This is a genomic window from Paracoccus zhouxuedongae, from assembly GCF_041927815.1.
Taxonomy (GTDB): Bacteria; Pseudomonadota; Alphaproteobacteria; order Rhodobacterales; family Rhodobacteraceae; genus Paracoccus.
Map to the genome: position 1 here is coordinate 20,008 of NZ_JBHFHM010000012.1, position 24,750 is coordinate 44,757.

General features: G+C 68.0%; 32 protein-coding genes. 22 read left to right on the forward strand and 10 right to left on the reverse strand.

Translation table 11 applies throughout. From position 1 onward, the window contains the following. Window positions 1-78: 78 nt before the first annotated feature. Window positions 79-2,370: an AAA family ATPase gene (locus tag ACEYYA_RS12930; RefSeq protein ID WP_374801299.1), complete on the reverse strand. Its 2,292-nt coding sequence runs from the start codon at window positions 2,368-2,370 to the stop codon at window positions 79-81. A 568-nt stretch (window positions 2,371-2,938) separates the two neighbouring features. On the opposite strand from ACEYYA_RS12930, the gene ACEYYA_RS12935 reads away from it, so the two are divergent. The 4 genes from ACEYYA_RS12935 (at window position 2,939) to ACEYYA_RS12950 (ending at window position 6,261) form a co-directional block, all read left to right on the forward strand. After that, window positions 2,939-4,201 carry a site-specific DNA-methyltransferase gene (locus tag ACEYYA_RS12935; RefSeq protein ID WP_374801367.1) on the forward strand — a complete coding sequence of 421 codons (1,263 nt, stop codon included), beginning with the start codon at window positions 2,939-2,941 and terminating at the stop codon, window positions 4,199-4,201. Then, a complete protein-coding gene (locus ACEYYA_RS12940) occupies window positions 4,198-5,574 on the forward strand; it encodes a site-specific DNA-methyltransferase (RefSeq protein WP_374801301.1) in 1,377 nt (458 codons plus the stop codon). Before ACEYYA_RS12935 ends, ACEYYA_RS12940 begins: the two co-directional genes overlap by 4 nt. Beyond that, window positions 5,571-5,816 (forward strand): DUF7220 family protein, encoded by a 246-nt coding sequence (locus tag ACEYYA_RS12945; RefSeq protein WP_374801303.1) that lies wholly within the window; start codon window positions 5,571-5,573, stop codon window positions 5,814-5,816. Before ACEYYA_RS12940 ends, ACEYYA_RS12945 begins: the two co-directional genes overlap by 4 nt. Window positions 5,817-5,949: 133 nt before the next feature. Further along, on the forward strand, window positions 5,950-6,261 hold the full coding sequence (locus tag ACEYYA_RS12950) for a hypothetical protein (RefSeq protein WP_374801305.1): 312 nt from the start codon (window positions 5,950-5,952) through the stop codon (window positions 6,259-6,261). Here ACEYYA_RS12950 and ACEYYA_RS12955 read toward each other — a convergent pair. From ACEYYA_RS12955 to ACEYYA_RS12980, 6 genes are all read right to left on the reverse strand, one after another. Further along, a complete protein-coding gene (locus tag ACEYYA_RS12955) occupies window positions 6,243-6,812 on the reverse strand; it encodes a DUF3489 domain-containing protein (protein WP_374801307.1) in 570 nt (189 codons plus the stop codon). The two genes, ACEYYA_RS12950 and ACEYYA_RS12955, sit on opposite strands and share 19 nt — an antisense overlap. Before the next feature lie 94 nt (window positions 6,813-6,906). Continuing rightward, window positions 6,907-7,176, reverse strand: a complete 270-nt coding sequence (locus tag ACEYYA_RS12960) for a hypothetical protein (protein ID WP_374801309.1) — start codon at window positions 7,174-7,176, stop codon at window positions 6,907-6,909. A 113-nt stretch (window positions 7,177-7,289) separates the two neighbouring features. Beyond that, window positions 7,290-7,652, reverse strand: a complete 363-nt coding sequence (locus ACEYYA_RS12965; protein WP_374801311.1) for a hypothetical protein — start codon at window positions 7,650-7,652, stop codon at window positions 7,290-7,292. Beyond that, entirely contained in the window at window positions 7,649-7,954 is a 306-nt protein-coding gene (locus ACEYYA_RS12970) for a hypothetical protein (RefSeq protein ID WP_374801313.1), read from the reverse strand. The genes ACEYYA_RS12965 and ACEYYA_RS12970 overlap by 4 nt, the downstream gene beginning before the upstream one ends. An 11-nt stretch (window positions 7,955-7,965) precedes the next feature. After that, window positions 7,966-8,184 (reverse strand): hypothetical protein, encoded by a 219-nt coding sequence (locus tag ACEYYA_RS12975; RefSeq protein ID WP_374801315.1) that lies wholly within the window; start codon window positions 8,182-8,184, stop codon window positions 7,966-7,968. A gap of 12 nt (window positions 8,185-8,196) precedes the next feature. Further along, window positions 8,197-8,403: a DUF6900 domain-containing protein gene (locus ACEYYA_RS12980; protein ID WP_374801317.1), complete on the reverse strand. Its 207-nt coding sequence runs from the start codon at window positions 8,401-8,403 to the stop codon at window positions 8,197-8,199. Between the two features lie 136 nt (window positions 8,404-8,539). Here ACEYYA_RS12980 and ACEYYA_RS12985 point away from each other — a divergent pair, with 136 nt between their 5' ends. The 13 genes from ACEYYA_RS12985 (at window position 8,540) to ACEYYA_RS13045 (ending at window position 18,766) form a co-directional block, all read left to right on the forward strand. After that, window positions 8,540-9,076, forward strand: a complete 537-nt coding sequence (locus ACEYYA_RS12985) for a hypothetical protein (RefSeq protein WP_374801319.1) — start codon at window positions 8,540-8,542, stop codon at window positions 9,074-9,076. Next, window positions 9,024-11,060 carry a phage terminase large subunit family protein gene (locus ACEYYA_RS12990; protein ID WP_374801321.1) on the forward strand — a complete coding sequence of 679 codons (2,037 nt, stop codon included), beginning with the start codon at window positions 9,024-9,026 and terminating at the stop codon, window positions 11,058-11,060. Before ACEYYA_RS12985 ends, ACEYYA_RS12990 begins: the two co-directional genes overlap by 53 nt. Before the next feature lie 11 nt (window positions 11,061-11,071). Continuing rightward, window positions 11,072-11,281, forward strand: a complete 210-nt coding sequence (locus tag ACEYYA_RS12995) for a phage head-tail joining protein (RefSeq protein ID WP_374801323.1) — start codon at window positions 11,072-11,074, stop codon at window positions 11,279-11,281. Next, window positions 11,281-12,768: a phage portal protein gene (locus ACEYYA_RS13000; protein ID WP_374801325.1), complete on the forward strand. Its 1,488-nt coding sequence runs from the start codon at window positions 11,281-11,283 to the stop codon at window positions 12,766-12,768. The genes ACEYYA_RS12995 and ACEYYA_RS13000 overlap by 1 nt, the downstream gene beginning before the upstream one ends. After that, the gene (locus ACEYYA_RS13005; protein WP_374801327.1) at window positions 12,768-14,204 is read left to right on the forward strand and encodes a S49 family peptidase; all 1,437 of its coding nucleotides are present in this window, start codon (window positions 12,768-12,770) and stop codon (window positions 14,202-14,204) included. Before ACEYYA_RS13000 ends, ACEYYA_RS13005 begins: the two co-directional genes overlap by 1 nt. Window positions 14,205-14,311: 107 nt before the next feature. Next, a complete protein-coding gene (locus tag ACEYYA_RS13010) occupies window positions 14,312-14,692 on the forward strand; it encodes a head decoration protein (RefSeq protein WP_153749783.1) in 381 nt (126 codons plus the stop codon). Window positions 14,693-14,740: 48 nt separating this feature from the next. Further along, complete coding sequence (locus ACEYYA_RS13015; protein WP_374801329.1) at window positions 14,741-15,763, forward strand: major capsid protein; 1,023 nt, start codon at window positions 14,741-14,743, stop codon at window positions 15,761-15,763. Between the two features lie 11 nt (window positions 15,764-15,774). Further along, a complete protein-coding gene (locus ACEYYA_RS13020; RefSeq protein WP_374801331.1) occupies window positions 15,775-16,086 on the forward strand; it encodes a head-tail joining protein in 312 nt (103 codons plus the stop codon). Next, window positions 16,083-16,715, forward strand: coding sequence for a DUF6441 family protein (locus tag ACEYYA_RS13025; protein WP_374801333.1), 633 nt, complete (start codon window positions 16,083-16,085; stop codon window positions 16,713-16,715). The genes ACEYYA_RS13020 and ACEYYA_RS13025 overlap by 4 nt, the downstream gene beginning before the upstream one ends. Continuing rightward, a complete protein-coding gene (locus ACEYYA_RS13030) occupies window positions 16,712-17,131 on the forward strand; it encodes an acyl-CoA transferase (protein WP_374801334.1) in 420 nt (139 codons plus the stop codon). Before ACEYYA_RS13025 ends, ACEYYA_RS13030 begins: the two co-directional genes overlap by 4 nt. A 26-nt stretch (window positions 17,132-17,157) precedes the next feature. Further along, on the forward strand, window positions 17,158-18,102 hold the full coding sequence (locus ACEYYA_RS13035; protein ID WP_374801335.1) for a phage tail tube protein: 945 nt from the start codon (window positions 17,158-17,160) through the stop codon (window positions 18,100-18,102). Beyond that, complete coding sequence (locus tag ACEYYA_RS13040; protein ID WP_374801336.1) at window positions 18,102-18,539, forward strand: hypothetical protein; 438 nt, start codon at window positions 18,102-18,104, stop codon at window positions 18,537-18,539. Before ACEYYA_RS13035 ends, ACEYYA_RS13040 begins: the two co-directional genes overlap by 1 nt. Next, window positions 18,536-18,766 (forward strand): DUF7697 family protein, encoded by a 231-nt coding sequence (locus ACEYYA_RS13045; RefSeq protein ID WP_374801337.1) that lies wholly within the window; start codon window positions 18,536-18,538, stop codon window positions 18,764-18,766. Before ACEYYA_RS13040 ends, ACEYYA_RS13045 begins: the two co-directional genes overlap by 4 nt. A gap of 5 nt (window positions 18,767-18,771) precedes the next feature. On the opposite strand, the gene ACEYYA_RS13050 is transcribed toward ACEYYA_RS13045, so the two are convergent. Together ACEYYA_RS13050 and ACEYYA_RS13055 are read right to left on the reverse strand one after the other, a co-directional pair. Then, the gene (locus ACEYYA_RS13050) at window positions 18,772-19,062 is read right to left on the reverse strand and encodes a helix-turn-helix domain-containing protein (protein WP_132696844.1); all 291 of its coding nucleotides are present in this window, start codon (window positions 19,060-19,062) and stop codon (window positions 18,772-18,774) included. Beyond that, the gene (locus tag ACEYYA_RS13055) at window positions 19,059-19,400 is read right to left on the reverse strand and encodes a type II toxin-antitoxin system RelE/ParE family toxin (RefSeq protein WP_374801338.1); all 342 of its coding nucleotides are present in this window, start codon (window positions 19,398-19,400) and stop codon (window positions 19,059-19,061) included. The genes ACEYYA_RS13050 and ACEYYA_RS13055 overlap by 4 nt, the downstream gene beginning before the upstream one ends. A 59-nt stretch (window positions 19,401-19,459) precedes the next feature. Here ACEYYA_RS13055 and ACEYYA_RS13060 point away from each other — a divergent pair, with 59 nt between their 5' ends. Genes ACEYYA_RS13060 through ACEYYA_RS13075 form a run of 4 tightly spaced genes read left to right on the forward strand, consistent with a single transcriptional unit; the run spans window position 19,460 to window position 23,324 of the window. Beyond that, window positions 19,460-21,634 (forward strand): phage tail tape measure C-terminal domain-containing protein, encoded by a 2,175-nt coding sequence (locus ACEYYA_RS13060; RefSeq protein ID WP_374801339.1) that lies wholly within the window; start codon window positions 19,460-19,462, stop codon window positions 21,632-21,634. Window positions 21,635-21,637: 3 nt separating this feature from the next. After that, window positions 21,638-21,805, forward strand: a complete 168-nt coding sequence (locus ACEYYA_RS13065) for a hypothetical protein (protein ID WP_374801340.1) — start codon at window positions 21,638-21,640, stop codon at window positions 21,803-21,805. 11 nt (window positions 21,806-21,816) lie between these two features. After that, window positions 21,817-22,443: a phage distal tail protein, Rcc01695 family gene (locus ACEYYA_RS13070; RefSeq protein ID WP_374801341.1), complete on the forward strand. Its 627-nt coding sequence runs from the start codon at window positions 21,817-21,819 to the stop codon at window positions 22,441-22,443. Then, window positions 22,440-23,324: a DUF2163 domain-containing protein gene (locus ACEYYA_RS13075; protein ID WP_374801343.1), complete on the forward strand. Its 885-nt coding sequence runs from the start codon at window positions 22,440-22,442 to the stop codon at window positions 23,322-23,324. Before ACEYYA_RS13070 ends, ACEYYA_RS13075 begins: the two co-directional genes overlap by 4 nt. Before the next feature lie 9 nt (window positions 23,325-23,333). On the opposite strand, the gene ACEYYA_RS13080 is transcribed toward ACEYYA_RS13075, so the two are convergent. Then, the gene (locus ACEYYA_RS13080) at window positions 23,334-24,221 is read right to left on the reverse strand and encodes a dihydrodipicolinate synthase family protein (protein ID WP_374801344.1); all 888 of its coding nucleotides are present in this window, start codon (window positions 24,219-24,221) and stop codon (window positions 23,334-23,336) included. A 31-nt stretch (window positions 24,222-24,252) separates the two neighbouring features. Between ACEYYA_RS13080 and ACEYYA_RS13085 the strand changes: the two genes are divergently transcribed. Continuing rightward, window positions 24,253-24,741 (forward strand): NlpC/P60 family protein, encoded by a 489-nt coding sequence (locus tag ACEYYA_RS13085; RefSeq protein WP_374801345.1) that lies wholly within the window; start codon window positions 24,253-24,255, stop codon window positions 24,739-24,741. Window positions 24,742-24,750: the final 9 nt, after the last annotated feature.

Genomic DNA, 24,750 nt, shown 5'->3' on the forward strand with positions numbered 1-24,750 from the left:
TCTGCGCGCGCAAGCACATCTGGCGCGGATGCCGGGAGAGCACTTATACATGGCCTTCGCTAGCTGACGCGCGGCAGTTCAACGCCGCGAGGCAAAAAGAAGTGTTCGCTCTGCGAAATCAGCCAGTTCGGCGTCATTAATCGCAGCCGTCTGCCAAGCGGCGTTAGTATCGTGGTGGAAAAGGTTCGCATACCCGAGCAAGGCTCTCAGCTCCGCAATGTCGCCCGCCGACAATATCTCGTTGTGCCGCCCTACGCGCTGATCGCACAATCCGAGGAAGGGACCGAGAAGCGTTCCCGGCGGGAAATACTCGGGATACGCAACGCGCATAAAGGCTTCCAGAATTGGCCGAAGCGCTGCCGCAACCTGACGTTCCTTGTCGGGATCTGCTGCCTGCAAATAGCCTCTGACGAGTTCATGTCGCTTGTCATGTTCTGAAATACTGTCGTTCCGAACGTCCCAAACGGTAATCTCCGAACCGACGGCGGCCCGGTTGATGCGCAGCGCTGTCGAAACGTTCCGGTCAGACTGTTCCCACAGGTTGCATAGAAACGGCTTCGAATGAGAAAGGACGATGACCTGCCGCACTCTTGCGCGCAGCGCCATAATCTCTTCGCGCGTCCGCAGGGTGCGGTGTTCGTCGAGACTGGTCATGGGATCGTCAATGACGACAATCTTGTTCGCGAGGTCGGGGTCCTGGTCTAGCGATGCAAAGAAGAAAGCCAGTGCTAACGTGTTCCTGTCACCGGCGCTCAGGGTGTTTCGGAAAGACGGGCCCACGTCTGACGTCACGTTGACGTTTTGCTGGTTGATGACGACGCAGTAAGACGCGGATGAGCCGGAGCGGTTGTTGACGGACTGGACTTCCCCCAAACGAAAGGATGCCGCGAGGCGCCGCAGGTATTCGTTGATCGTTATCTCATAGGCAGGAAAAATCTGTTCGCGATACTGGTCGAGTGCGGCGCGGGCTTGGGTACGGAGAGTTTCCGTTGCCGCTTTGGCGGTCTTTTCTGCCGTGTAGGCATCGCAGTGCGGCACGACGGCGGGATCGAAGCGGGCCTTCTGCGCCTTCAACTTCGTAAGGTCATCGGTCAGGGCGGCGAGATCATCGGCTTGCGCCTGTTCCTTCACGACATCAAGCCGCGCGTTGACGGCACCTAGGCGCTCGGACAGATCGGCGACTTCGGCAATGCGCGCACGATAGTCCATTACGGCCTGCCGAACCTCGGGTGATAGTACCATGCGATCCAGAGGCGCAGCGGCCTTGGCGCGTAGCCGTTCGAGCACACCCTCGCGAGCAGCGTTCCACTGACGTGCGATAGCGGCGGTATCGACCTCGATTTCCGGCAGTTCGGCAAAGTCCTTCCAGAATTCGTGCGCCTGAACTGCGGTTCGAATGTCGCGCTCGAAGGCAGACGGAATGTCTCCGGCATGCATATCGCGTATCGCAACGCCGGTCTGCCTGATTGCAAGCTTAAGATCTTCATAGGCTTGGCTGAAATAGGCGCGGTAGTGACCGATCAACTCAGAGCCGCCGAGGTCCTGAGCACAGAACGGACAAATCTCGCCGTCATGCCCCTCGGAGACCGGTTCGATGCGGGTCATGCCGTCTGAGACCCACGCCTCACCGCCACGCCCGAGCCTCGCAATGTGCGCGCGAACTCGGCCAGCGGCAGCGGCTTCAAGCTCGGCCAAACTGCGATCCAAAACTGAGTCTATCGCATCAAGATCAAAGTCCGGCAGTCCGAATTCCTGAAAACCCGGTCGCTGGCGTATCGTGTCGGCGGAGCGAGCGGCAGCAAGTCGGCGCTCTGCGTCCTGAATCTTCGCGTCGATGGCCGGGTCTTGCTCAAGACTACAGTAGATATCGACCTTGTACGGGCCTCGCGCATTCGCAGGTATCGCGTCGGCCAACTCACGGAGCCTAGTATTGTGCTCTTCGATGCGTGTGACATGGCCCTGAAGCGCGTCGTTCAGCGCTACGCCCTGCGCCCCCAGAATTAACTCGTGCAGGTTCTGGCGATGTGACGTCTGTAGCTCGATGCCGGAACAGACGTTCGCAGAGACAAAGGCGTCATCGAAGACGGCAACTTGCGGCCGCGGCTGTGTCCAAGCGCCGTTCTGAAAGACGCATTGCCCGCCTGCATGACCGATAACCACATGGGGCGGATGCTGCGCGCCAAGCCTGTGCCGGTCAGTCAGTAAACCAGGATTGTTCGTAGCAAGAGAGCGCAGAATAGCGGCGAGAGTCGTCTTACCCCGACCGTTTTCCCCATAGACCAAGGAGAACGGGGTCAGGGCCGTCTGCGGCAGGGGGCTGACATTATCAAACTGGCCAATATTTCTAAGAAGCTGAATACGTTCAATCATCTTTCATTCCGCAACGATCCTCAGGGCCCCGAGAAGGCGCCTAACCCAAGGTAAGCGATAATGGCAAAGCTGTCCTGACCTTTTTGCGCCTGCCCGACACCAATGCCCGCTTCAAGGGGCTGCAGTGCAGCATCGACCAATGACTTCAAGTGTCCGCATTGGGCCGGGATGCGCCCCCCCTCCCATGGTTCCTCCCAGGCGCGATCGGTATACGGGGGGGCTGAGCGCGGCAGTATTCCAGCGTCTGGCCATTTCGCCGGGGAATCCACCTGGAAGCCACCTTCGTCCGCGCGCCCGAAATTCTGACTCAGGTTCAAAGACTTATGTGACAGACCCGCTGCCGAGGTGGATTCCGTTCCGAAAGCCAGGGAAGCCACCTCCGGGGAAGCCAGGTGACCAGAAGCCATCGTGGGAAACCACTTCGTGAGAACCTATTGAATCCACGTCGCTTTTCAGATTGACAGACCTGCCCCCCTTGCCCTACCCCTTGATCATCGAAGAATTGCGCCCGCAGGAACTCCCTCGCGGGCGCTTTTCGTTTTCATCCCCACATCCTGAGCCCCGCCCCATGGACCTGGTCTTTGCGCCGAGCCAGATCGAAACCTGGCCGATTGCCCGGCTGCGCCCCTATGCCCGCAATGCCAAAATGCACGGCGACGACCAGGTCGCGAAGATCGCCGCCAGCATGGCCAAGTTCGGCTGGACCGTCCCTTGCATGGTGGCTGATGACGGCGAACTGATCGCGGGTCACGGCCGTGTGCTGGCCGCGACCATGCTCGGGCTGACCGAGGTGCCGGTGATCCGGCTCAGCCACTTGGACGAGGCCGAGCGCCGGGCCTACCGGATCGCCGACAACAAGCTCACCGAACTGGGCGAATGGGACGAGGCCCTGCTGCGCGACGAGATCGCGGGGCTCTTGGCCGAGGACTTCGACCTGACCCTGCTCGGCATCAGCGAAGATGATCTCGACGCCCTGCTCCGGGATCCCGAGGCGCTGGGCGGGGATGGCCCAGTCGAGGGCGAGGACGATGTTCCGGAGCTTCCCGTCACGCCGGTGTCGGTGCCGGGCGACCTCTGGCAGCTGGCTTCTCACCGGCTGATCTGCGGCGACAGCACCGCGGCCGATGTGGTCGGGCGGCTGCTGGGCGATGTGCGCCCGCTCCTGATGGTGACTGACCCGCCCTATGGCGTGGAGTATGACCCGTCCTGGCGCAACCAGGCGGGCGCGGCGAAGACCAAGCGCACCGGCAAGGTGTTGAACGACGACCGCGCCGACTGGCGCGAGGCTTGGGCGCTGTTCCCCGGCGATGTCGCCTATGTCTGGCATGGCGCACTGCATGCCGCGACCGTGGCGGACAGCCTGGTGGCGGCCGGTTTCGCGATCCGGTCGCAGATCATCTGGGCCAAGGACCGGCTGGTCCTCAGCCGCGGCGATTACCACTGGCAGCACGAACCCTGCTGGTATGCGGTGCGCGCCAAGGGCAAGGGTCACTGGGCAGGTGACCGCAAGCAGACGACGCTGTGGCAGATCGCCAACCGGGACCAGGACGCAGACACCGTGCACGGCACGCAAAAGCCGGTGGAATGCATGCGCCGCCCGATCCTGAACAACTCGTCCCCCGGCCAGGCGGTCTATGAACCCTTCATGGGATCCGGCACGACGCTGATCGCGGCGGAAACCACCGGCCGGGTCTGCTACGGGATCGAATTGAACCCGGCCTATGTCGATGTGGCCATCGAACGCTGGCAATCTTTCACCGGCAAGGAGGCGGTGCTGGCGGAAACCGGCGAGAGTTTCGCCGCCCTGAAGGCGAAGAGGCTGGCTGCATGACGCATCATGTCCGCCCAAGCCAGATCGCGTTCTGGCCGCTGGATCGGCTGAAACCCTACGCCAGGAACGCGAAGACCCACGACGCCGGCCAAGTGGCAAGGATCGCCGCCAGCATGGCCGAGTTCGGTTGGACCGTTCCCTGCCTCGTCGCGGCCGACGGCGAGCTGATCGCGGGCCATGGGCGCGTCCTGGCCGCGGCGCAGCTGGGGCTGGCCGAGGCGCCGGTCATCGTGTTGGACCATCTGACCCAGGCGCAGCGGCGGGCCTACCGCATCGCCGACAACAAACTGACCGAGATGGGCGGCTGGGACGAGGCCCTGCTTCTGGAAGAACTGCGCGGGCTCTTGGCCGATGATTTCGACCTCGGCCTGATCGGCATCCCCGAGGACGAGCTGGATGCCCTGCTCCACGATGCTGCCGACGACCGCGCGCCCATCGACGATGACACGGCCGACACCATCCCCGAGCCTCCGGTCGAGCCCATCACCCGCCCCGGCGACATCTGGGCGCTGGGCGAGCACCGTCTAATCTGCGGCGATGCCACCGACCCGGCCGTGGTGGCGCGACTGATGGACGGGGCGCGGGCCTCGCTGCTGTTCACCTCCCCGCCCTATGCCCAGCAACGCGACTACGGCGCGGCGAAGGAAAAGGTCGGCGATTGGGATGCGCTGATGCAGGGTGTCTTCGCCGCGGCGCCCGTCACCGCCGATGCCCAGCTGCTGGTGAACCTCGGCCTCGTCCATCGCGATGGCGAGTGGCTGCCGTATTGGGAGGACTGGGTCGACTGGATGCGCGTGCAGGGTTGGCGGCGGTTTGGCTGGTACGTGTGGGACCAGGGGCCCGGCCTGCCTGGCGACTGGAACGGGCGGCTGGCGCCCTCGCACGAGTTCATCTTCCACTTCAATCGCCAGCCCCGGAAGCCGAACAAGACGGTGGAGAGCAAGCATGCGGGCGAGACTCTCGGCGGCGGCGGGTTGCGCGGCGCTGATGGTACCGTCCATCGCAAGACCGGCTTCGGCAACGCGATCCAGAGCCACCGCATCCCCGATAGTGTGTTCCGCGTCATGCGCCACAAGGGCGGGCTGGGTGCCGCCGGATCTCACCCAGCCGTGTTCCCCGTGGCGCTGGTCGAGGCGGTGCTGGAGGCCTTCACCGATCCCGGCGACATGGTATTCGAACCCTTCTGCGGCTCCGGCACACAGCTGATCGCGGCCGAACGCACCGGGCGGCGTTGCTGCGCGGTGGAACTTGACCCGGTCTATTGCGACGTCGCTGTCCGGCGGTGGGAGATGGCGACGGGGCGAGCAGCCAATCGTATCGTCATGGAGGAGGAAGCCCAGAAGCCTGCGCGCCGGTCGAGGAAGCGGGCATGACGCAATCGCGCCGCATGTCGCTGATCGAGGCCGTCACCAATGTCGCGCTGGGCTACGCGCTTGTCGCGCTGGGCTACGCGCTGGCCGTCGCCACGCAGATCATGGTGTTCCCCTGGTTTGGCCTGCACCCGAGCCTTGGTGAAAACCTGGCGCTGGGCGGGATCTTCACCGCGATCTCCCTGGTTCGTGGCTACGCCCTGCGCAGGCTGTTCGAGGCGATCCGCGTGGCGTCCTTGCGATGAAGCCCGAGCGATCACCATCCGCGAGCCTTGCGAGAAAGCGCGTGGATACATAGATTTCCTCAGCGCGGTGGTTCTCAAGCAGACAGCCCGCGCGACTCATCAAGGTCATCGCCCTGACGCTGATCAGGCAACCATGATTTTCCTGAGGATCGGTCCGTCCGGCATGTCGCCGGACCGGAAAATCAGCCTGCGAGGACGTCATGGGAAAAGGCAACAACAGCCGCGGAAACAAGGAAGCGAAAAAGCCGAAGCAGGAGAAGCCGAAGGTTCTGGCGACGGCAAATTCCGGCGCGACGAAGCCGGTCTCGCTCGGCGAGAAGAAGAAAAGCTGAGCCCGCAGGCCGCCGCGCAAGACCTGCTCTGCGGCAAGGGAAAACCGCCGTCCCGGCAACAGGACGGCGGCGTGCCTCCGCGATCAGTGAAGGCTCAGGCGCTCAACTTGTAGACGGTCCCCCTGCCCTCGACCTTCTCGGCCGTGACAGGCAGGCCCAGCTTCTTCTTCAGCGCGCCGGAAATGGCCCCTCTAGCGGTGTGAGACTGCCACGACGTCGCTTCGACGATCTCCGCGATGGACGCGCCCTCGGGCCGCTGCAGCAGCGCGATGATCTGCGCCTGCTTGGTGCCGGCGCGGATGGTGACGGGCTTTGGCGCGTCGGTTTCCCCTCTCGTCGGTGCAGGTTCGGCGTCCTTCTGCGGCGTCGCCTTCCGCGCGCTGGCGACGGCACTGGCCGCGACCGGCTCGATCCCGATGGCTTCCAGCCCGGCCTCGGTGGCGATCAGCGTGGTGCCGTGGCCATCGCCGGTCTCGCGCCAGAGCGGCTCGCCACGGCGGAGGTCGGCATCGACCTCCTCCAGCCAACCGCGCGTGATCATCGCGATGACGGCCTTCTGCGCGGCAGCGCCATGCAGGCCTTCGGGCAGCGGCATGGCCAGATTGCCGGGGCGGGTCGCGGCGCGGCTGAGGATGATGGACTGCGTGTCGGTGAGTTTGGGCATCAGAGCGTCTCCGGGTCACGGCCGCGATCATCGCCGGCCTTCCACGACCCCAGGCCGCGCAGGCGCGCGGCAGGAGTTCCGGCGGTGCCGGAGATCAGCGGGCGTGTTCGCCCTCGCCGAAGGCGCTGTCCGTGATGCGCTTCAGGAGGCTGGCGTAGTGTTCCATCGTTCCGACCATGGCCCAGCCGACCTCGTCGGGGTGGCAGTCGAAGTGGTCGTCGCTGAGCGCCTGCAGGCGGGCGAGCATCTCGTCGATCTCGGCCTTCTTGCCGATGAAGGCGGCCAAGGCGGCTTCGCGGTTGCGGCGCGCCTTCTCGGCGCGGAGTTCATGGCGCGGGGTGGTGATCGGGTTGAGGCGGGTCATCCTGGTGGCTCCGTGGTGAGTTGCATCGTTTCCGTGAGACAACCATCGCTCTGACGCTGCGATTATCGTAGGCAAATCAGAGCAATAGGATTGCTATCTGATCGCGCGGCAGATCATGCGATGCGATCCGGCTCGGTCAGCACCGCCTGTTCCGCCTCGTGGCGCTGGGCGGCATCGGGCGGATCGCGGCGAGCGTTGACCAAGGCCACGAACAGCGCGCGGGCGACGGCGGCGACCTCATCCGCTCCGGCGCTGGTCAGGTCGGCGTCATGGATCGCGATGGCCTCACCCAGATCGGTCAGGGCATAGAGCGTCGCGAACTCCGCCTCGGGCGGGTCGCAGGTGATCGTGTCCCGGTCGTGCTCGGACACGGCGACGCTGCGGCAGAAGCGCAGATCGAAGCCGACGGCGCATTCGCGGCGGATCAGGTCGTCGAGGGTCTCGCCCTCGGTCAGGCAATTGAAGGATTGCGTCATGATGGGAGCTCCTCAGGCTTCGCGGCCTCGGGATCCAGTTCGACCCACGCGCCGTCCTGCCAGACGTAGAGGTTGCAGAGCTCGCGGGTCGGACGCGGCAGGATCGGTGGCTCGCGGGGTGGATCGAAGCAGTCGAGCGCATCGGCACGGACCTGCCGGATCTCGCGGGCCCCGAGAATGTCCTCTGGCGTCCACGGGGCCAGCGCGGGCAGCATGTGCTCTGGATAGCCGTCGTAATGGCAGTACACATGGGCCCATTGTTCGGCCCCGATCTGGATGGCGATCTGCGCGCGAGTGCTCATCCTGCCCTCCCTCAGATCAGCTGGAGGCTCGCCAGCATGGTGCTGGCAGCGGCGAGCTGGGTGGTCGGCAGCTCGATCTTGATGTGCGAGATGACGTCCGAGGCCTCGGCCGTGATCCCCTCCTCGCGCAGCGCGGCCTCGATCATGCGGGCGGCGGCGTCGCGGTCCTTCAGGTTCAGCGGGTCCGGCAGGGCGGCGTGATCGATGCGGATGGTGGTGATGGCAGTCATGTGGGTGTCCTTTCACGGTTGGGTGTCGGCAGGGCCTGCGCGGCGTCCGGCCTCGAAGGCTTCCTCGAGCGCGGCGCGGATGGCCCAGACGGCGACGTCGTGGAAATCCAGCCGGTCCCGGTTGCGGGTCTCGAGCGTCTCGAGGTGGAACTGGCGCCGGGCGATCTCGAGCAGCTGGGCGTCGCGGGCGGCTTCAGGGTTCGGTTTGCGCCTGGGCATGGCTTCGTTCCTTGTCTGGCGGGGCGCGATGCACCCGTTTCCTGACACCATGAATCGCTCTATCCGGAAGTGTAATCAACTGGATAAGCGGACTATTTCTGTTTAATTCCAATATCTTGAGGATCATCACAGCGCCATGGAAGGCATGTCCGAACGCGCTTATGCCGCACATTCCGGCCTCTCGCGCGGGGCGGTGCAGAAGGCGCGCAAGAACGGGCGGCTGGTGCTCTTCGCCGACGGCTCGATCAACGCGGCGGCGTCTGATGCGCGGCGCGGCGCAATTACGGATCCTGACCAGCAGATGCGGTCGCGCGGTGGCGAGGGGATGATCAGCGGGCCGGGCGACACCTCGTCCTACATCAAGGCCCGCACCGCCCTGACCGTCTACATGGCGCAGGACAAGCAGATCGCCATTCAGAAGAAGAAGGGCGTTCTGGTCGACCGCGCGCGCGCCGAGACGCTGGCGTTTCGCCTCGCGCGCCAGGAGCGCGATACATGGGTCACCTGGCCCACCCGCGTGGCCGCGCTGATGGCCGCGCAATTGTCCGCAGAGATGGAGAAGGCCTCGGGGGTGCCCGTGACGATCGAGACTGCGATCCTGCAGAGGGTGCTGGAAACCCATGTCCGAGAGCAGCTCGACGCCCTCGCAGACCTCCGGGTCTCGCTTGCATGAAGGAGAACAAGACAACAACCTGACCGAGGGGCTCGACCTCGGCTTCGACGGGGCCGAGGACATCCTGCGCGCCTGGCGGCGGGGCATGCGGCCGGACGCCGACCTGACCGTGTCGGAATGGGCGGATGCGCACCGCTGGCTCAGCTCGCGCGCCTCGGCCGAGCCGGGACGGTACCGCACCGCGCGCACGCCCTATCTGCGCGGCATCATGGATGCGCTGTCCCCAAGCCACCCGGCACAGCGCATCAGCTTCATGAAGGCCGCGCAGGTCGGCGCCACGGAAGCCGGCAACAACTGGATCGGCTTCGTGATCCACCATGCGCCGGGACCGATGCTGGCGGTGCTGCCCACGGTCGAGATGGCCAAGCGGACTTCGCGCGGCCGGATCGATCCGCTGATCGAGGACAGCCCGGCGCTCAAGGAACGCGTCAGCCCCGCCCGCTCGCGCGATGCCGGCAATTCGATGCTGTCCAAGGAATTTCCCGGCGGCATTCTGGTGCTGACCGGGGCCAACAGCGCGACCGGCCTGCGGTCGATGCCCGCGCGCTATGTGTTCCTCGACGAGGTCGACGCCTATCCGGCTTCCGCCGACGAGGAGGGCGATCCGGTCACACTGGCCGAAGCGCGGACAACCACCTTCGCCCACCGGCGCAAGGTGTTCATGGTCTCGACCCCGACCATCCGGGGGCTGTCGCGCATCGAGCGCGAGTTCGAGGCCTCCGACCAGCGACGGTATTTTGTCCCCTGCCCGCATTGCGGGCATCGGCAATGGCTGCAGTTCGATCGGCTGCGCTGGGCGAAGGGGCGACCGGAAACGGCGGCCTACACTTGCGCGGGCTGCGAACGCCCCATCGCCGAGCATCACAAGACGGAGATGCTGGCGCGGGGCGAATGGCGGGCCACCTCCGTCGCGACGGACCCGAAGTCGATCGGCTTCCACCTCTCGGCCCTCTATTCCCCGATCGGCTGGAAAAGCTGGGAGCAGATCGCGCGGGACTGGCTCGCGGCACAGGGCTCGGACGAGATGCTGCGCGCCGCGCGCAACACGCTTCTGGGCGAGACCTGGATCGAGAGCGGCGAGGCGCCGGAATGGCAGCGGCTGGCGGATCGGCGTTTTGCTTTCCAAGCGCAGATCCCCATGGGCGGGCTGTTCCTGACCGCAGGGGCGGATGTGCAGAAGGACCGGATCGAGGTCGATGTCTGGGCCTGGGGGCGTGGTCTGGAAAGCTGGCTCGTCGATCACATCGTCATTCCGGGCGGACCCGATGACCCGGCCTGCTGGGAGAAGCTAACCACCCTGCTGAGCCAGACATGGCAGCACGAGAACGGCGCGTTCATGACGCTGGCCAAGCTCGCCATCGACACCGGCTACGAGTCCGCCGCCGTCTATGCCTGGTCCCGCAAGCAGGGCATCGCGCAGGTCGCGCCCGTGAAAGGGCTCGAGGGGTTCAACCGAGCCACGCCCGTGTCGGGGCCGACCTTCGTCGATGCGACCGTGAATGGCCGCAAGCTGAAACGCGGGGCGCGGCTCTGGACCGTGGCCACGGCCACCTTCAAGGCCGAAACCTATCGCTATCTGCGCATCGAGCGGCCGTCAGATGAAGATCGCGCGCGGGGCACTCCCGATCCGGCTGGCACGATCCACCTGCCGGACTGGGCCGACAGCGAATGGCTCAAGCAACTCGTCGCCGAGCAGCTGGTCACCATCCGGGACCGGCGCGGCTATGCCCGGCAGGAATGGCAAAAGCTGCGCGAGCGCAACGAGGCGCTCGACGCCCGCATCTATGCCCGGGCTGCGGCATGGATCCTTGGCGCCGACCGCTTCGACGAGCGGATGTGGCGGCAGCTGGAGAAGCAGGCCGGTGTGGAAACCGCCGTCGCGCAGCACGCGGCGCCCGAGAAACCGACCGTGCCCGAGGCCGGGCGCATCACCGGCCCCCGGCGGCGCGGCTGGAAGATCAGCACGCCCCGTTACATGGAATGACCGGAACCCCGATGACCCTCGATGATCTCAAGGTCCGCCACAGCGCGCTGCTGGCCGCGCGCTACAGTGGCACGCGCTCGGTCAGCTATGACGGCAAGAGCATCAACTATGGCTCGGACGCGGAACTGGCCGCCGCCATTGCCGACATCGAGCGCCGTATCGCGGCGCTGGAACGGATCAGTCGCAGAGTGCTGCGCCCCCATGCCGTGAAGGATCTGTGATGAACTGGCGGCAGCGCCTCGGGGCCTTCATCGGCGGGTTCGACGCCGGCCAGCACCATCGCCGCCTGCGCGGGTTTCGCGCGACCCGCGCGCATGTCAACGCGCTGATTGCGGCCGCTGGCCCCGACATCACTGCTCGCGCGCGCTGGCTTGTGCGCAACAACGGCTATGCGGTGAACGCGGTCGAGAGCTGGGCCGCTAATACCGTCGGCGACGGGATCAAGCCGATCTCGAAGATCGGCGATGCCGCGCAGAAGGAGGACCTGCAGCGCCTCTGGCTCGCATGGACCGACGAGGCCGACGCCGAGGGGCTGACGGATTTCTACGGGCTGCAGCGCCGCGCAGCCCGCGAGGTGTTCATGGCGGGCGAGGTCTTCTTCCGGATCCGAATGCGCCGAGCGGGCGATGGGCTCACTGTGCCGCTGCAGCTGCAGATGCTGCCTGCGGAGATGCTGCCGCTGGAGCAGACCGGCACGGCCGCCAATGGCAACGCGATCCGCCAGGGGATCGAGTTCGACCGGATCGGGCGCCGGGTCGCCTATCACTTCCTGCGCCGGCATCCCGGCGACAGCACCGATCCGGGGCTGGCGGGCGAGATCGTCCGCGTGCCCGCCGCCGAGGTGATCCACGTCATCGACCCGGTCGAGGGCGGCCAGCTGCGCGGCGTGTCGAAACTGGCCCCGGCCATCGTGAAGCTCTTCCTGCTCGATCAGTACGATGATGCCGAGCTCGACCGGAAGAAGGTCGCGGCGATGTACGCGATGTTCGTGACCTCGCCCGCGCCTGAGAACCCGCTCGCCCCGGCCGAGGACGAGGACGCCCCTGCAAGTGTGGAGCTCAGCCCGGGGCAGATCGTCCGCCTGAACCCCGGCGAGGATGTCACCGTGGGCCAGCCCGCCGACAGCGGCGCGACCTACGAGCCGTTCCAGTACCGCACACTCCTGCAGATCTCGGCCGCGCTGGGGATCCCCTATCCCTACCTTGCCAATGACATGGTGAAGGGCAACTTCTCGAACTCGCGTCTGGCGCTCATCGAGTTCCGCCGCCGCGTCTCGGCCTGGCAGCATTCGGTGATGGTCTGGCAGCTTTGCCGCCCGGTCTATGCGCGCTGGATGGATGTAGCCGTGCTGTCGGGCACCCTCACCCTGCCCGGCTACGAGGCGAACCGCGCGCGGCTGCTCACTGCCGACTGGCTGCCCACCAAGTGGGACTGGGTCGATCCGCTGAAGGACGCCAATGCCGAAATCGCCCAGATCGAGGCCGGGCTGAAGTCCCGCACGCAGGCCATCGCCGAGCGGGGCTACGACGCCGAACAGGTCGACCGCGAGATCGCGGTGGAACGGGCCCGCGAGCGCTTGCTGGGCCTCGACTTCCGCCGCCCCGGCTCGCCCGCGCAGGGCGTGCAGGCGGTGCCGCACGGCGATGACGACACCGACACAACCGATGACGCGGAGGACCGCCCCCGCACAGACGAGGACCAGCCCTGATGCTCCACGCCCGGATTGCCGCGCGCGCCTTCAACACGCCACTGCTGGTGGAACCCTCCAAGGCCATGGCGTTCCTGTCAGGGCTTGGACCGCGCGTCCTCGGGCGCAAGGTCGAGCTGGCAGACCATGAACTGCCCGATGCGCCCAATACCACCCCGCCGGCGCGCGCCAGCATTCTCGGCGGTGGCCTGACCGAGAACCTGCGCCAGCATGGCGATGCGCCCTACCCGATCGTCGACGGCATCGCGGTGATCGAGATCGCGGGCGTGCTGATCCACCGGGGTGGCTGGATCGGACAGTCCTCGGGCCAGACCAGCTACGAGGGGATCGCGGCGCAGATCGAGGCGGCGGCCAGCGACCCGGCGGTGCGCGGCCTCGCATTGGAAATCGACAGTTTCGGCGGCGAGGTGGCCGGGGTCTTCGACCTCGCAGATCGCATTCGTGCCATCCGAGGAGCCAAGCCGGTCTGGGCCTTTGTCGCCGAACACGCCTTCTCGGCCGGGTATGCGCTGGCATCTCAGGCCGACCGCATCCTCGTGCCACGCACCGGCGCGCTGGGCAGCATCGGTGTCGTTGTGCTCCATGCCGACCTCAGCGGCCAGCTCGATCAGGACGGGGTGCGCGTGACGCTGATCCACTCCGGCCGCCACAAGGTCGATGGCAATCCTTACCAGCCCCTGCCCGGGGGCGTGCGCGACGACATTCAGCGCGAGATCGACGTGCTGCGGTTTCTCTTCGCGGAAACCGTCGCCGCAGGCCGCGCCGGGCGGCTGAGCCAAGACGCTGCGCTGGCGACTGAGGCGGCCACCTTCCGCGGGGCGGATGCCGTCGCCGCAGGCCTCGCCGATGAGGTCAGTGATCTGGCCCGCGGCTTTGCCGCCTTCCGGCAGATGCTGGCGCGCGGACCTGGCCTCACGCCAGGCCGCTTCCGCGCCTGCATCCCAACCCGATCCACAACCCACCCCAGACAGGAGGCAATGATGGCCACCGAGAACGACAACGAGGACAGCCCGCAGGACGTGGGAGCAGACGTGACGGACATCGATGACGGTGAAACCGATACCCCCGATGATCTGCCTGCCGCGCCTCCGGAACCATCGCAACCGCCTGCCGCCACGGCAGCTGCCCCCGCGCCGACCGCCCCGCAGGCGGGCAATCTGGCCGAGCTCTCGGCGCAGCTGCGCGAGGCGGCGGCGGAGATCGCCGAGATCGCGGCGCAGGCGGGCCGCCTCGGCATCGCCATCGACGCGGCAAAGGCGCTCCGCGAGGGCACCACCCCCGAGGCCCTGCGCCGCCTGGTGCTCGAGCGCGCCAGTGCGGCCGCAGATGCCCGCGACATCGTTGCCGCCCCGCGCTCGCCGGTCCTGCCGCTGGCGAAGGAAAGCCCCATCGTCGCCGCCGCGAAACGCGCCGCGGCATCGGGCCACCGGGCCTGAAACCCGACAGCCCCCATCGCCACACCCTGAAACCGCCCGTCCCTCACCCCCGCCGCTTCGCCGCGGCGAGGTCCGGTCCCCTGCATCCCCGAGAAAGGAACCCCGCCATGACCGTCCTTCACCAGCCCGCCACGACGGGCGATGTCCTCAAGTACGAGGTCAACCCGAACTACACCCGCGAGACCGTCACGCTGCTCGAGGGGACCAACTATCCCGTCGGTGCCGTGCTCGGCCGCATCACCGCGAGCGGCAAGTACAAGCTCGCCACATCGGGCGGCTCCGACGGCGCGCAGACCGCGGCCGCCGTGCTGCTCTACGCCGTCGATGCCAGCGCCACAGACGCCATCGGCGTGGTGGTCGCGCGCGGCCCCGCCATCGTCTCGAAGGCCGCGCTGGTCTTCGATGCCACCGTCGATGACGCGCCCAAGACGGCCACCAAGCATGGCCAGCTGGCCGCGCTGGGCATCGTGCCCCGCGACACCGCCTGATCCGGCGGCGCGCATCTCCCCCCTGCCCCTCTTTCCCCGGAGTTCCCCATGACCATCACCCGCAACCCGTTCGACGCGGGCGGCTACTCGCTCGCCGAGATGACGCAGGCCATCAACATCCTGCCGAACCTCTACACCCGCCTCGGCCAGATCGGCCTGTTCCGCTTCGCGGGCGTCACCCAGCGCTCCATCGTCATCGAACAGCGCGAGGGGGTGCTGAGCCTCCTGCCCTCCGTCCCGCTCGGCGCCCCCGCCACCGTCGGCAACCGCGAGGCGCGCTCCATGCGCAGCTTCGCGCTCCCGTGGATCCCGCATGACGACGTGATCCTGCCCGCCGACATCCAGGGCATGCCCGCGCTGGGCGTCTCGGACGCGGCCGATCCGCTGGTCGAGGTGATGAACCGCAAGCTGACGCTGATGCGCCGCAAGCATGCCCAGACCCGGGAATACATGGAGATGAACGCGCTGCGCGGCATCGTGAAGGATGGTGCGGGCACGACCCTCTACAACTACTTCACCGAATTCGGGCTCGCGCAGATCTCGGTCGACTTCGTCTTCGGCACGGCAGGCACCAACATTCAGGGCAAGGTCCGCACCACCCTGCGCGCCATCGAGGACAATCTGCTGGGCGAGACCATGACCACGGCGCATGCGCTGGTCAGCTCGGAATTCTTCGACAAGCTGATCAGCCACCCCAAGACCGAGGACGCCTACAAGTTCTTCTCAGCCACCGGCGGCCAGCCCCTGCGCGAGGACATGCGCCGGGCGTTTCCCTTCGCGGGCATCCTCTTCGAGGAGTACAACGGCTCGGTCACCCTCTCGAACGGGACATCGGAACGGCTGATCCCCACTGGCGAGGGCATCGCCTTCCCACTCGGCACCTTCGACACCTTCACCACCTATGGCGGGCCTGCGAACCTGCTCGAAACCGCCAATACCATCGGCCTGCCGCTCTATGCCCGCCAGATGATGGACGCCAAGGGCCGCTGGATCGATCTGATGACCGAGGCCTCGATCCTGCCGGTCAACAAGCGCCCGCGCCTCGCGATCCGCCTGCACAGCTCGAACTGACGGGCGCGCGCATGTCGGTCTTCGCCGCTGCCATCGACGGCCTGTTCCGCGATCCCAACATCGCCCGAGATGCAACCTACGTCGCGGACGGTGGCGCACCCCTGCTCATCCGCGTGGTGACGCGCCGCGCGGACGAGATCACGGGTTTCGGCGACGCGCGGCTCTGGTCCGAGACCACGCGCATCGACCTTCGCGTGGCCGAGGTGCCAGCCCCGCGCCCGGGCGACCGGGTCGAGATCGAGGGCGAGGCCTTCCTCATTCAGGGCGAGCCGGTGCGGGACAGGGAACGGCTCATCTGGACCGTGGATCTGAGGCCCGCATGAAGCTGAAACTCGACATCACCCCTGACCTCGTCGCCATGATGGCCGCCGAGGTCAAGGTCGGCGAGAGGGCCGTCAGCCAGGCTGTCAGCGAGGCTGGCAACAGCGTGAAATCCTCCTGGCGCGCGCAGATCACCGGCGCGGGGCTGGGCCAGCGCCTGGCCAACACCATCCGCTCCGAGCAGTTCCCGAAGGGCCGACCCAGCCTCAGCGCGGCAGCGGTGGTCTGGTCCAAGGCCCCGGTCATCATCGGTGCCCATGATACCGGCCCGCTGATCCGCTCGCGCAACGGGTTCTGGCTGGCGATACCGACCGAAGCGGCGGGCAAATCCTCGCGCGGTCGGCGGATCACCCCCGGTGAATGGGAGCGCCGCTCGGGCCTGCGCCTGCGCTTCGTATATCGCCGCACCGGCCCGAGTCTGCTGGTGGCCGAAGGGCGGCTGAACACGCGCGGGCGGGCCGTGGCAAGCAGATCGAGGACGGGCCGCGGCGTGACCACGGTCCCGATCTTCCTGCTCGTGCCGCAGGTGCAGCTGCGCAAGCGGCTTGACCTCGCCCGCGATGCCGCCCGGGCGCAGGAGGCCATCCCCGGAGCCATTGTCGCGAACTGGGTGGAAGGAAAGATCGGATGACACCCCGCGAGACCATCCTCATTGCCCTGGCGGACTTGTTGCGTACGGTGCCGCATGTGCCGGTGCTGCGCGGCGATGTGCTGCCCGAGCGCGTGCCCGCGGCCGGTCTGATGATCCTGCGCGATGGCGAGCCGGGAGAGCCGGGCGTGACGCTGTCACCGCTGCGCTACCACTACCAGCACCGCGCCGAGATCGAGGCGGTGGTTCAGAGCGCTGATCGGGACACGACCTTCGCTGTGCTCTGCGCCAGCATCGGTGCGGCCATCTCTGCCGACCGCACACTGGGCGGGCGTTGCGACTGGGTCGAGGCGGAAGCCCCGCGCCCGGTCGATCTGCCGGTCGAGGGCGCGGCGAGCCTGAAGGCGGCCGTAATCCCGGTGATCCTGCACTACAGCACGGCCGACCCCTTGGCCTGACCCCCAACATCACAGGAGACGAGACGATGGCACGAGCCCATGGGGCGCGGGCGCAGATGGCGCTGGCGTTCGAGACGACCTATGGCACGCCGCCCGCCAGCGGCTACACGCGGATGCCGTTTGCCAGCACCACGCTGGGGGCCGAGCAGCCGCTCCTGAACTCCGAGCTTCTCGGCTGCGGCCGCGATCCGCTGGCGCCGATCAAGGATGCGTTGACGGCGGACGGCGATGTGGTCGTGCCGATCGATGCCAATGGCTTCGGCTTCTGGCTGAAGGGGACGTTCGGCGCGCCCACCACCACCGGCACCGGGCCTGGCCCCTTCACGCACGAGTTCCGCTCGGGCGGCTGGGTGCTGCCCTCGATGGCCATCGAGGTCGCCATGCCCGAGGTGCCGCGCTTCGCGATGTACGCGGGCTGCGTCGTCGACCAATTGTCGTTCCAGATGCAGCGGGCGGGGTTGCTGACGGCGACCGCCCGACTGGTGGCACAAGGCGAGGCCCTGACCGCGACCACCGGCGCGGGCACACCGGCAGCACTCGACCTCCTGCGCTTCGGCCATTTCAACGGCACGGTGACGCGCAACGGCACGGCGCTGGGCAACCTCGTCACCGCCGAGGTGACCTATGCCAACAATCTCGACCGGATCGAGACCATCCGAGCCGATGGCCGGATCGACGGGGCCGACCCCGGCATGGCCGCGCTCACGGGGCGGATGGAGGTGCGCTTTGCCGACCAGGTGTTGGCGAACCAGGCCATCGCCGGGGATCCGTGCGAGATCGAACTCGGCTGGGAGCTGCCCTCCGGTGAAAGCCTGACCTTCGCCATCCACTCCGTCTACCTGCCGCGCCCGCGCATCGAGGTGCCGGGGCCGCAGGGCATCCAGGCGACCTTCGACTGGCAGGCAGCGGTCGATCCGGCGCTGGGGCGGATGTGCACGGTGACGCTGGTGAATGAGCGAGGGACCTACTGATGCTGACTCTGGATCTGACGAATGCGCCGCGCTGGCTCGACCTTCTGCCCGGCGTCCGGCTGAAGCTGCGCCCGCTCACCACCGCGCTGATGGTCTCGGCCCGCGCCGATCCAGTGGTCGAGGCGCTGCCGCCCGAGGCGACAACCGAGGAACTGGCGCTGGCCATGGCCAAGGCAGTCGCCCGGCGCGCGGTGCTGGACTGGGAGGGCGTCGGCGATGCGGACGGGAACCCGGTCGGGGTGACGCCCGAGGGCATCGACGCCCTGCTGGAAATCTGGCCCGCCTTCGAGGCTTTCCAGGCGGCCTATGTTGCCAAGGGCCTGCTGCTGGAACAGGAAAAAAACGCCTCTGCGCCCTCGCCGAATGGTCCTACGGTGGGGGCGAAAGCTACTGCGCGGCGTGCGCGGGGCCGTGCCCCGACTGCCCCGCGCGCTTGAACCGCGCGCTGACCTGGGAGGGCGCGCAAATCTGGGACCTGGCACAACGCCTCGGCGGCCAGCTGCGCATCCTCCCCGGCGCGGTAATCGGCTGGGACATGGGCGCGGCGCTCAGCCTCGGCCGGGCGCTGGGCGTGCCGCCCTTGGCCATGGCCGAACTCCTGCCGCCCATCGAGGCGGTGATGGTGCGCCGGATCAACGAGCAGTTGGCAGCCGCGCGCCTGTAGCTGTCTCAGCGCACGAGCGTGCGCTGGACGATCTGCGGATCCTTGTCGATCAACGCCAGCAGAACCCGCGCCGGTCCTTCGGGGCTGCGACGGCGCTGCTCCCAGTTCAGGAGCGTGCCCTTCTTCACGCCGATGCTGCGCGCGAATTCCGACTGCGACAGACCCGTGCGCGCCCGGATCGCCTGCACATCAGGGTCCGGCAGCTCGATCTCGTGGACGGTGCCGACCCTCTCGCCCCGCGCATGCGCCAGAGCCTCCTGCAGACCCGTTTCGATGCTCTTGAATGCGTCGCTCATGGCGTCCTCCCGTAACTTGCCGCAAGGGCCTCGCCCAATTGCCTGACCATGTCCGTTTCGCGCGGGGTCAGATTGGCCTTCTCGTTCTTCGCGAAGACCGTGATGAGGAAGATCGGCACACCAGCCTCCGGGCTGAAGAAGTGGATCACCCGATACCCGCCGCTCTTGCCGCCACCGTCACGCGCGAAGCGGAACTTGCGCACCCCGCCCCCGATGGACACCCCTGCCGTCGGATTGCGCGCGACGAAATCGATCAGGGCCAGCCGTTCGTCCTCCGACATCAGGCTGCGCGCACGGCGCTGGAACTCCGGTGTCTCGACAACAGTGACAAGGCTCATGACCCCATATGTGCGCCAATGGCGCATATGTCAATGGCGCATGCAAAGAGGATGGCGGGATGACCGAAAAACGCGTATCCATCCGCCTCGCGGCGGTGGGCGGCCGGCAGGTGCGTGCCGAACTGGAGGGTATCGGCGAGGCCGGGGCCCGAGGTTTCGGACGGCTGTCGCGCGAGATGGAGCTGGCCAACACCCGCCTCGCCGCCTTCGCGCGTAGGGCACGGATCGCGGCGGCGGCGGCGGCCGGGGCGCTTTCGGCGGCGGCCACGGCGATGATCCGCTCGGGTCTGTCCACCGTCGATGCGCAGGCCAAGCTCGCAGCCTCGCTCGACACGACGGTTGAGAGCATCCAGGTGCTCGAGCGCGCGGGCGATCTGGCGGGCGTGTCCATGGGCCAGATCGAGCAGGCGACCGCGCAGCTGACGCGGCGGCTGTCACAGGCCGCCGCCGGGGCTGGGCCTGCGACGGAAGCCCTGCGCCGCCTGCGCCTCTCGGCCGGGGAGCTGCAGGCCCTTCCGCTCGACCAGCGCATTGCGCTGATCCAGGATCGGCTGGCGGAGTTCGTGCCCGAGGCCGAGCGCGCGGCCGTCGCCTCGCAGCTCTTCGGCGATCGGGCGGCGCTGGTCTTCACGCGGATCGACACCGCCACGCTGCGGCAGGCCACGCAGGATGTGCGCGACTTCGGCGTGGTGGTCAGCGATCAGGACGCTCGCCAGATCGAACGCACCAACGACGCGATCTCGCGCCTCGGCCTGATCTGGCGCGGTCTGTCGAACCAGCTGGCGGTCGCCGCCGCGCCTGCGCTGGAGGCCGTCGCCAACGCCATGGCGGCGGTCGCGCGCACGACGGGCCCGCTCGGCATCGCGATCCGGACGCTGTTCGACAACCTCGGGCGGCTGGTGAGCATCGCGGGCACTTTCGCCGCCCTCATGGCGGGGCGCTGGGTTGCCGGGCTCGCGGCGGCCGCACTCTCGGTGCGTGGGCTGGCCACGGCCCTGGTGGTCCTGCGCGGCGCGCTGATCCGCACCGGGATCGGCGCACTGATCGTCGGCGCAGGTGAGCTGGTCTATCAATTCTCCCGCCTCGTCACGGGTGCCGGGGGTTTCGGCAACGCGCTGGAGCTTATGGGCAACGTGGCCCGGGCGGTCTGGGACGGCATCAAGACCACGATGGGCTCGCTGGTCGACGATTTCCGGGCGCTGCGTGCCGACATCGAGAGCATCTGGTCTCGGCTCATGGCCTTCCTCGCGGGCAAATGGGCCGATTTCCTCGGGATGATCGGGCCCACCTTCAACGCCGTGGCGGACCGGATCGGGGCGGATTTCCAGATCGACTGGTTCGGCGCGCAGTCCTGGGCCTCCATGCTCGACCATGCCGCGAGCAACGCGGGCACCATGGCCGAGCGATTCCGCCAGAGGGCGGCGGACACACGTGCCGGGGCCTTCGACGGGGTCCGCGAGGCGGTCACCGCGCTGGTCGAGGCGGTGCGCGGCTCGGGCGAAGAGACCGAAGGCGCGCTGGACGCCGCCGCCGCCGGGGCCCGGCGCGTGGCCGAGGCGCTGGACGAGGCGGAAACCTCGGCCGGTCGTGCAGGCGCTGCCGGGCGCGAGGCCGGAACCCAGACCGCCACCGGCGCCGAGGAAGCCGTCACCGGCTGGCAGGCGGTCACCGCCGCGCTCGCGGACTATGCCGCAAGGGCCCGCGAGATCGGCGCGGATATCGGCCAGGCGCTGGTGGGCGCGTTTGGGGCGGCGGAGAACGCCGTCGCCGACTTCGTCCGCAAGGGCAAGCTCGACTTCCGCGATCTGGTCACCTCGATGATTGCCGATCTGGCCCGGCTCGCCGCGCGGCGCTTCATCCTCGGCCCTCTGGCGGGGCTGCTGTCGGGCGTGCTCGGCGGCGCGGGCGGCATGTTTGCTTCGGTCCTGCATGCGGGCGGCATGGTCGGCGCACCCGGCCTCGGCCGCATGGTCCCGGCGCTGGCCTTCGCGGGTGCCCCGCGGATGCATTCCGGCGGCTGGGTGGGCCTGAAGCCGGACGAGGTGCCTGCGATCCTGCAGCGCGGCGAGCGCGTGCTCTCCCGCCGCGAGGCCGTCGGATATGGCGGGCGCGGTGGCGCACCCTCCGTCAATGTCACCATCATGACCCGCGATGCCGAGAGCTTCCGGCAATCCAGAACACAGGTTGCGGCGGATATCGCACGCGCGGTCAGTCTCGGACGCAGGGGAATGTAGTCCATGTTCGATCAGTACTCGAGGCACGCCTGCTCCGAGGCGTGCGTCGCCGAGCGCTTCCGGCAGTCGCGGACGCAGGGTGAGGCCGGTGAGTGGAACGTCCAGTGGACGTTCCACCCGCCGAACGCCGACATCGCCCGCGCGGTGTCCATGGGCCGCCGCGGTCTCTGAGGATCCTGACAATGGCATTTCACGAGGTCCGGTTTCCGGACGCGATCAGCCGTGGCGCGCGCGGCGGGCCGGAGCGGCGCACGCAGGTGGTGGAGCTGGCGAGCGGCGACGAGGAGCGCAACGCGAGCTGGGCCAACTCGCGCCGCCGCTACGATGTGGCGTACGGCATCCGTCGCGCCGACGATCTGGCGGCGGTCGTCGCCTTCTTCGAGGCGCGAAACGGCCGGCTGCATGGCTTCCGCTTCAAGGACTGGGGCGACCACAAGTCCTGCCTGCCCTCGGGCACGCCCTCGCCGCTGGACCAGCCGCTCGGCACCGGCGACGGGGTGAGGACTGCCTTCCAGTTGGCAAAGCGCTATGCCTCCGGCCCACAGTCCTGGACGCGCGCGATCACCAAGCCCGTCGCGGGCACGGTCCGCGTGGCATTCGGCGGGACCGAGCAGCTGTCGGGCTGGTCGGTCGACACGACTACCGGCGTCATCACCTTCGGCTCGGCCCCCGCCGCAGGCGTCCCCGTCACCGCGGGCTTCGAATTCGACACCCCCGTCCGCTTCGACACCGACACGCTCGACGTGACGCTCGACCTCGAGCGCCTCGGGTCCATCGCCTCCATCCCGCTCCTTGAGATCCGCAGATGAAGCAGCTCGCCCCCGCCCTGCAAGCGCATCTCATTGAGGGCACCACGACCCTCGTTTGGTGCTGGCGGATCACGCGCGCCGACGGCGTGGCCTTCGGCTTCACCGACCACGACCGGACGCTCAGCTTCGAAGGCACCGACTTCGAGCCCGAGAGCGGCTTCACAGCCTCAGAGGTTCGTGCGGGCTCGGACCTGTCCGTCGATGCGCAGGATGCCGAGGGCGTGCTGTCCTCGGACCGCATCACCGAGACCGACATCCTCGACGGCCGCTGGGACAACGCGGAGGTCGAGCTCTGGCGCGTGAACTGGGTCGATCCCGGCCAGCGCGCGCTGCTGCGCCGGGGCGCCATCGGCCAGGTCCGACGCGGGCGGGTGGCCTTCGTGGCAGAGGTTCGCAGCCTTGCCCATGTGCTGGGCCAGACGGTCGGGCGGACGTTTCAGGCGGGGTGCGACGCCGCGCTGGGCGATACGCGCTGCGGGGTGAACCTTGAGGCGGCCGCTTTCCGGGGCACGGGCGCGGTCACCGATATCCTGCGCGACCGGGCCTTCACGGCCTCGGGCCTGTCCGCCTTCGCGGCGGGCTGGTTTGGGAATGGCACCGTCGAGTGGACCTCCGGCGCCAATGCCGGTCGTCGGGCGGAAGTGCTGTCGCACGATCTCGTGGACGGGCTCGCGATACTGACGCTACTCGAACCCCCGGTGCGCGCCATCGCCGAGGGCGACAGCTTCCTCGCCCGCGCGGGCTGCGACAAGCGGCTGGCCACCTGCAGCACGAAGTTCGGCAATGTCGCGAACTTCCGGGGCTTCCCGCATATCCCGGGCCAGGACACGATCCTGCGCTATGCCTCGCGCGATGGCGGCCATGACGGGGCGGTGCTGTGACAGTGCCGTTCAGCCTGCCAGGGCCTCGGTCGCGTCGGCGATCCGGTCGCAGGTCGCCGCATCGAGCGGCAGAAGCGGACGAGGCGCCAGGCCATCGCTCAGGCCCATCTGTTGCGCCATCGCATGGACCACGCGAAGGGAGCCATGGGCGCGAAACAGCGCCCAGAGCGGAGCGAGGCTGGCATCGATCCGCTGTGTCTCGGCCCTGTCGCCCGCCATCGCCGCCGCGGTCAGCCGCAGCGCAACGTCGGGCAGAAGGCCGCCGATCACGCTGTACCAGGTATCCGCCCCTGCCAGCAGCGCGTCGGCGCAGTCCCAGTCGCCGCTGTAGCCGATGGCGAACCCCGCGGGCAGCGCGCCGCGCAGCGTGGCCAGTTCCTCGGCCACGGTCCCGGTGGCGGGCAGCGGCATCTTCACCGCCGCGATCCGGGGCAGCGCAGCCAGCCGCCGCAAAAGCGCGAGCTGAAACGTGAAATGCGTCGTGCCAGGGTTGTTGTAGATGCACAGCGGCAGATCCGTCGCGGCGGCGACGGCGCTGTAATGCTCAAAGGCCTCGTCCTGGGTCAGTGGCGTGTAGCTGACTGCAGGGAGAAGCAGCGCATCCGCCCCGGCCTCGGCCGCGTCCTGAGCGAGCGCGCAGGCCTCGTCGGTGCGCAGTGCGCCAACCCCGACCATCAGCGGCACGCTGCCGCCCAGCACCTCGACCGCCACGCCCACCGCACGGCACCGCTCCGCGCGGGTGAGATAGGCGAAGGTGCCGGTGCTGCCGAGGAGGCCGACCGAGCCCAGTTCGGGGCGACGGAGGCGCTCCAGGACACGGCCAAGCGCATCGGCCTGCACGCAGCCATCCGCCGTCATCGGCGTGATCGGAAAGGCGGAAAGCCCGGCAAAGGTCATCGCAAGAGCCTCGAGGGGAGAAAGGAGCCTCATGACGAGACCACCGATCCCGCGCCATGGCAAGCGCGCGCCGCGCGCGGTCGGCGCGTTCGCCGCCGATCCGGACAGGGTGATCAGCGCCGCCCGCTCCTGGCTCGGCACACCCTACCACGACCAGGCGAGCTTGTGCGGGGTCGGCTGCGACTGCCTCGGGCTGGCGCGCGGCATCTGGCGCGAGGTGGTCGGCCCCGAGCCCTTCCCGATCCCGCGCTACAGCCGGGATTGGGGCGAGACCGGACCTCGCGAGGTGCTGGCCGAGGGCGCGCGCGCGATGATGGTCGAGGTGCCACCCACCGAGCCCCCACCCGGTGCGCTGGTCCTGTTCCGGATGATGCCGCGCGCCATCGCCAAGCATCTCGGGATCCTCACCGGACCTGACAGCTTCCTCCACGCCTATGAGCGTCTCGGTGTGATCGAGGAACCGCTCACCCCGTCTTGGCGCCGGCGCATCGCCTTTGCCTTCCTGTTCCCGCAACGTTGAGACCCACAC

Coding starts and splice junctions, on each gene's coding strand:
- ACEYYA_RS12935 (WP_374801367.1), top strand. CDS start 2,939: ATGGACCTGGTCTTTGCGCCGAGCCAGATCGAAACCTGGCCGATTGCC.
- ACEYYA_RS13075 (WP_374801343.1), top strand. CDS start 22,440: ATGAAGCAGCTCGCCCCCGCCCTGCAAGCGCATCTCATTGAGGGCACC.
- ACEYYA_RS13005 (WP_374801327.1), top strand. CDS start 12,768: ATGCTCCACGCCCGGATTGCCGCGCGCGCCTTCAACACGCCACTGCTG.
- ACEYYA_RS12985 (WP_374801319.1), top strand. CDS start 8,540: ATGGAAGGCATGTCCGAACGCGCTTATGCCGCACATTCCGGCCTCTCG.
- ACEYYA_RS12990 (WP_374801321.1), top strand. CDS start 9,024: ATGTCCGAGAGCAGCTCGACGCCCTCGCAGACCTCCGGGTCTCGCTTG.
- ACEYYA_RS12975 (WP_374801315.1), bottom strand. CDS start 8,184: ATGACTGCCATCACCACCATCCGCATCGATCACGCCGCCCTGCCGGAC.
- ACEYYA_RS13070 (WP_374801341.1), top strand. CDS start 21,817: ATGGCATTTCACGAGGTCCGGTTTCCGGACGCGATCAGCCGTGGCGCG.
- ACEYYA_RS12960 (WP_374801309.1), bottom strand. CDS start 7,176: ATGACCCGCCTCAACCCGATCACCACCCCGCGCCATGAACTCCGCGCC.
- ACEYYA_RS13065 (WP_374801340.1), top strand. CDS start 21,638: ATGTTCGATCAGTACTCGAGGCACGCCTGCTCCGAGGCGTGCGTCGCC.
- ACEYYA_RS13050 (WP_132696844.1), bottom strand. CDS start 19,062: ATGAGCGACGCATTCAAGAGCATCGAAACGGGTCTGCAGGAGGCTCTG.
- ACEYYA_RS13085 (WP_374801345.1), top strand. CDS start 24,253: ATGACGAGACCACCGATCCCGCGCCATGGCAAGCGCGCGCCGCGCGCG.
- ACEYYA_RS13030 (WP_374801334.1), top strand. CDS start 16,712: ATGACACCCCGCGAGACCATCCTCATTGCCCTGGCGGACTTGTTGCGT.
- ACEYYA_RS13025 (WP_374801333.1), top strand. CDS start 16,083: ATGAAGCTGAAACTCGACATCACCCCTGACCTCGTCGCCATGATGGCC.
- ACEYYA_RS12955 (WP_374801307.1), bottom strand. CDS start 6,812: ATGCCCAAACTCACCGACACGCAGTCCATCATCCTCAGCCGCGCCGCG.
- ACEYYA_RS13010 (WP_153749783.1), top strand. CDS start 14,312: ATGACCGTCCTTCACCAGCCCGCCACGACGGGCGATGTCCTCAAGTAC.
- ACEYYA_RS12950 (WP_374801305.1), top strand. CDS start 5,950: ATGATTTTCCTGAGGATCGGTCCGTCCGGCATGTCGCCGGACCGGAAA.
- ACEYYA_RS13055 (WP_374801338.1), bottom strand. CDS start 19,400: ATGAGCCTTGTCACTGTTGTCGAGACACCGGAGTTCCAGCGCCGTGCG.
- ACEYYA_RS12930 (WP_374801299.1), bottom strand. CDS start 2,370: ATGATTGAACGTATTCAGCTTCTTAGAAATATTGGCCAGTTTGATAAT.
- ACEYYA_RS13015 (WP_374801329.1), top strand. CDS start 14,741: ATGACCATCACCCGCAACCCGTTCGACGCGGGCGGCTACTCGCTCGCC.
- ACEYYA_RS13035 (WP_374801335.1), top strand. CDS start 17,158: ATGGCACGAGCCCATGGGGCGCGGGCGCAGATGGCGCTGGCGTTCGAG.
- ACEYYA_RS13000 (WP_374801325.1), top strand. CDS start 11,281: ATGAACTGGCGGCAGCGCCTCGGGGCCTTCATCGGCGGGTTCGACGCC.
- ACEYYA_RS12980 (WP_374801317.1), bottom strand. CDS start 8,403: ATGCCCAGGCGCAAACCGAACCCTGAAGCCGCCCGCGACGCCCAGCTG.
- ACEYYA_RS12940 (WP_374801301.1), top strand. CDS start 4,198: ATGACGCATCATGTCCGCCCAAGCCAGATCGCGTTCTGGCCGCTGGAT.
- ACEYYA_RS12965 (WP_374801311.1), bottom strand. CDS start 7,652: ATGACGCAATCCTTCAATTGCCTGACCGAGGGCGAGACCCTCGACGAC.
- ACEYYA_RS13060 (WP_374801339.1), top strand. CDS start 19,460: ATGACCGAAAAACGCGTATCCATCCGCCTCGCGGCGGTGGGCGGCCGG.
- ACEYYA_RS13080 (WP_374801344.1), bottom strand. CDS start 24,221: ATGACCTTTGCCGGGCTTTCCGCCTTTCCGATCACGCCGATGACGGCG.
- ACEYYA_RS12995 (WP_374801323.1), top strand. CDS start 11,072: ATGACCCTCGATGATCTCAAGGTCCGCCACAGCGCGCTGCTGGCCGCG.
- ACEYYA_RS12945 (WP_374801303.1), top strand. CDS start 5,571: ATGACGCAATCGCGCCGCATGTCGCTGATCGAGGCCGTCACCAATGTC.
- ACEYYA_RS12970 (WP_374801313.1), bottom strand. CDS start 7,954: ATGAGCACTCGCGCGCAGATCGCCATCCAGATCGGGGCCGAACAATGG.
- ACEYYA_RS13040 (WP_374801336.1), top strand. CDS start 18,102: ATGCTGACTCTGGATCTGACGAATGCGCCGCGCTGGCTCGACCTTCTG.
- ACEYYA_RS13020 (WP_374801331.1), top strand. CDS start 15,775: ATGTCGGTCTTCGCCGCTGCCATCGACGGCCTGTTCCGCGATCCCAAC.